Consider the following 3,333-nt stretch of genomic DNA (forward strand, 5'->3'; position numbering starts at 1 on the left):
GTCCATGTAGGCGTCCTCGTAATGACAGCAGAGGGGCAAGTTCATCAGGAGGAGCCACAGCGACGCGGCAATCTGGGGTTTGAGAGCAGGAGATTACTTCGTCGCCGGGGCTCCTCGTAATGACAGGGGGGGAAGTTCATCAGGAGGAGCCACAGCGACGCGGCAATCTGGGGTTTGGGAGCAGGAGATTACTTCGTCGCCGAGGCTCCTCGTAATGACAGCGGGGGGAAGTTCATCAGGAGGAGCTCCAGCGATGCGGCAATCCGGGGTTTGGAAGCAGGAGATTACTTCGTCGCCAGGGCTCCTCGTAATGACAGAGGAGGCAAGATCATCAGGAGGAGAAGCCTATGGATGTGGAGTCGTTGGTGCGGACTGCGCCGCCGCGCCGTCTTCAGGTGAGCTATCTGCGATGGGGGGCGGTGTTTGCCGGTACCATCGTCGGCCTCTCGGTTTTCCTGCTGCTGGCGCTACTGGGAGTTGCAGCCGGGCTTACCGTAGTGGGGGCTGAGCAACCGGATCTGGGTGCCGTGCCTCCGATGACGGGGGCGTGGACGGTGATCAGCATGCTGATAGCCGTTTGGCTGGGAGGCAATGTGGCGGGTCGCCTTTCGGGTCTGGCGCGGCGTTCTGACGGGGTGCTGCACGGCTTCGTGGTCTGGGCGACCGTTACCCTGCTGCTGGCCTGGTTGATGTCCACGGCTATGGGGGCGGTGTTTGGGGGAGCGTTTGCCGTGTTTGGTCAGGAGTTGGCCCAACTGGGGCAGACGGGCCCGGCCGGGCAAGTCGATGGTGCCGGGATCTCCGAGCGGCTGGATGCGCTCTCGACCACGTCCTGGTGGCTGTTTGCCGGGCTTCTGCTTTCACTGGGGCTCGGGCTCTGGGGCGGCGCTGTGGGTGTTCGGGTGACCGCCGACCGGTCGACGGGAGAACATGAGGATCAGCGCAAGCTGCGCGCCTGAAAAGAGATACGAGGTCAAAGATACGGGATTCGAGGGGGTGAGTACGCTGCGCGCACGTTTTATTGAGATAACGCGCGGGCGAATCCTGCACATGCCCCTCGTATCTCGTATCTTTTCCTTGAATCTCTATCTTTTTGCGTCCGGGCCCTTTTGCGTTGAAAATGGCGTCCCTTTCACGCCGAGTCTCGCTTATCGTGCCTGCACTCATCGAAGTTCGTAATCTGGTAAAGCAGTTTCGCGGCGTGCGGGCCGTCGATGGCGCGAGTTTCTCGATTCGCAAGGGCACCTGTTTCGGCCTGCTCGGACCCAATGGGGCGGGAAAGACCACCACCATTGAAATCCTCGAAGGAATTACGAACCCTACCTCGGGCGAACTTCTCTATCAGGGTGAACCGTTGGGACGCCGTTTCCGGGACGAGGCGGGAATCATGTTCCAGTCCACCTCATTGCAGGAACATATCACCGTTCGCGAGGCGCTGAAGCTCTTCGCGCGACTCTATCCCCGCTCTGTGCCATTGAAGGACCTGGTCGCCTCCTGTTCGCTGGAGGACATCCTGGATCGGGACACCCACAAGCTTTCCGGGGGACAGCGGCAGCGCCTGCTGCTGGCCATCGCGCTCGTCAACGATCCGGAAGTGCTGTTCCTGGATGAGCCGACCACTGGGCTCGATCCCCAGGCGCGGCGCCGGCTCTGGGATCTGGTGAGGGACATCAAGCAGCGGGGCAAGACGGTATTGCTGACCACCCATTACATGGAAGAGGCCTACGTGCTCTGCGACGAGATCGCCATCATGGACCACGGCCGGATCATCGCCGAAGGCAGCCCCAAGGCGTTGCTGGCCGAGCACTTTCACGACGTGGTACTGGACTTGCCGGCCGAGGATTTTCATCCCCAGCGTGAGGACCCGGAACTGATGGTGCTCCACTGTGGTGACCGCGTCGAGCTGCTCTCTTCCGACGTCAACGATACTATCCGGCGGCTTATCGATGCAGGCGTCCCCCTGGGCAGGCTGCAGATCCGCGAGCGCACGCTCGATGACCTGTTCCTCGAACTGACCGGCAAGGAACTGCGGAAATGAGCCTTTCACGGTTGCTGGCGATTTTCTGGGCGCGCAACAAGGAATTTTTTCGGGACCGTTCCGCCCTGGCCTGGAACGTCCTGTTTCCGGTGTTGATTGTGGCCGGTTTCGCCTTCGCCTTTTCGGATGAGGGCGTCGATCTCTACAAGGTGGGTGTTCTGGGCGAGCCGGAGGTCGCTGAGGCCCAGTTCCGGGATTTGCAGTACGTGGACTTTATCGCTGTCGATGACCTTCAGTCGGGGCTGCGAAAGGTTCAGCGGCACCAGCTGGATCTGTTGATGGAGCCGGGCAGCAACCGTTACTGGGTGAATGAAACCTCGCCCCGCGGGCATATCCTGGAACGAGCCCTCCAGGGCTCCACCGGACAACCGCTGGTGCGGCAGGCGGTGCAGGGGGAGCCGATCCGCTATGTGGACTGGCTGCTGCCGGGTGTACTTTCCATGAACATGATGTTTTCGGCCCTCTACGGGGTGGGCTATGTCATCGTGCGATACCGGAAAAACGGTGTGTTGAAACGGCTGAAGGCGACGCCGCTGAGCGCTTTCGAGTTTCTGAGTGCGCAGGTCATTTCCCGCCTCTGGGTCATTCTTCTGGTGACGGCGGGTGTCTTTTTCGGGATGAGTCTCTTCATCGATTTTCCGATGGAGGGTAGTTATCTGGATTTGCTGCTTATCTTTACGCTTGGCGCCATGAGCGTAATCAGCCTCGGCCTGGTGATTGCCTCGCGCAGCGCCAGTGAGGAGTTTGCCAGTGGATTGCTCAATCTCGTGAGCTGGCCGATGATGTTTCTCTCCGGTGTCTGGTTTTCCCTCGAAGGCCTTCACCCGCTGGTGCAGAAGATTGCCCTGATCTTCCCCCTTACCCACCTGATCGATGCGGCACGGGCCGTCATGATCGATGGCGCAGGTCTGCTGCAGGTTGCGGATCGCCTGGTGGTGTTGGCAGCAATGACTGCGGTGTTTCTTTTCATCGGAGCCCTGGCGTTTCGCTGGGAGTAACGTAGCGGTAGGTTTATACCCCCGACCCTTCGTGGGTGCATCTTTCAAATGCACCGGCCCGGTGTGGTCGGAGACGGCGCATTTGGGATGTGCCCCCGAGCGGTGTTGGTGCATCTCGTAGGGTTTTCGGCTCTGTGGTATGAAGGTGGCGCGTCAGAATGCGCCCTACGGGCACCGTTTCGCCGAACGTTCGGTGTTGCGGCGCATTTTTCCCGGGCCCCCGCAACGTATGGGGCATTCCGTGACCGTGCCGGCTTTTGGTGCGGTTGGTGGTCTATCGAGAATGCGCCCTACGGG

General features: G+C 60.5%; 3 protein-coding genes. All 3 read left to right on the forward strand.

The genetic code is table 11. From position 1 onward, the window contains the following. Positions 1-347: 347 nt before the first annotated feature. The 3 genes from Q7L05_RS08385 to Q7L05_RS08395 all read left to right on the forward strand — a co-directional run bounded on the left by Q7L05_RS08385 (position 348) and on the right by Q7L05_RS08395 (position 3,036). Positions 348-959, forward strand: coding sequence for a hypothetical protein (locus Q7L05_RS08385; protein ID WP_303904754.1), 612 nt, complete (start codon positions 348-350; stop codon positions 957-959). 194 nt (positions 960-1,153) lie between these two features. Further along, on the forward strand, positions 1,154-2,038 hold the full coding sequence (locus Q7L05_RS08390; protein WP_303904756.1) for an ABC transporter ATP-binding protein: 885 nt from the start codon (positions 1,154-1,156) through the stop codon (positions 2,036-2,038). Beyond that, complete coding sequence (locus Q7L05_RS08395) at positions 2,035-3,036, forward strand: ABC transporter permease (RefSeq protein WP_303904759.1); 1,002 nt, start codon at positions 2,035-2,037, stop codon at positions 3,034-3,036. The genes Q7L05_RS08390 and Q7L05_RS08395 overlap by 4 nt, the downstream gene beginning before the upstream one ends. Positions 3,037-3,333 lie beyond the last annotated feature (297 nt).

The organism is Thiohalomonas denitrificans, from assembly GCF_016841685.1.
Classification (GTDB): Bacteria; Pseudomonadota; Gammaproteobacteria; order Thiohalomonadales; family Thiohalomonadaceae; genus Thiohalomonas; species Thiohalomonas denitrificans_A.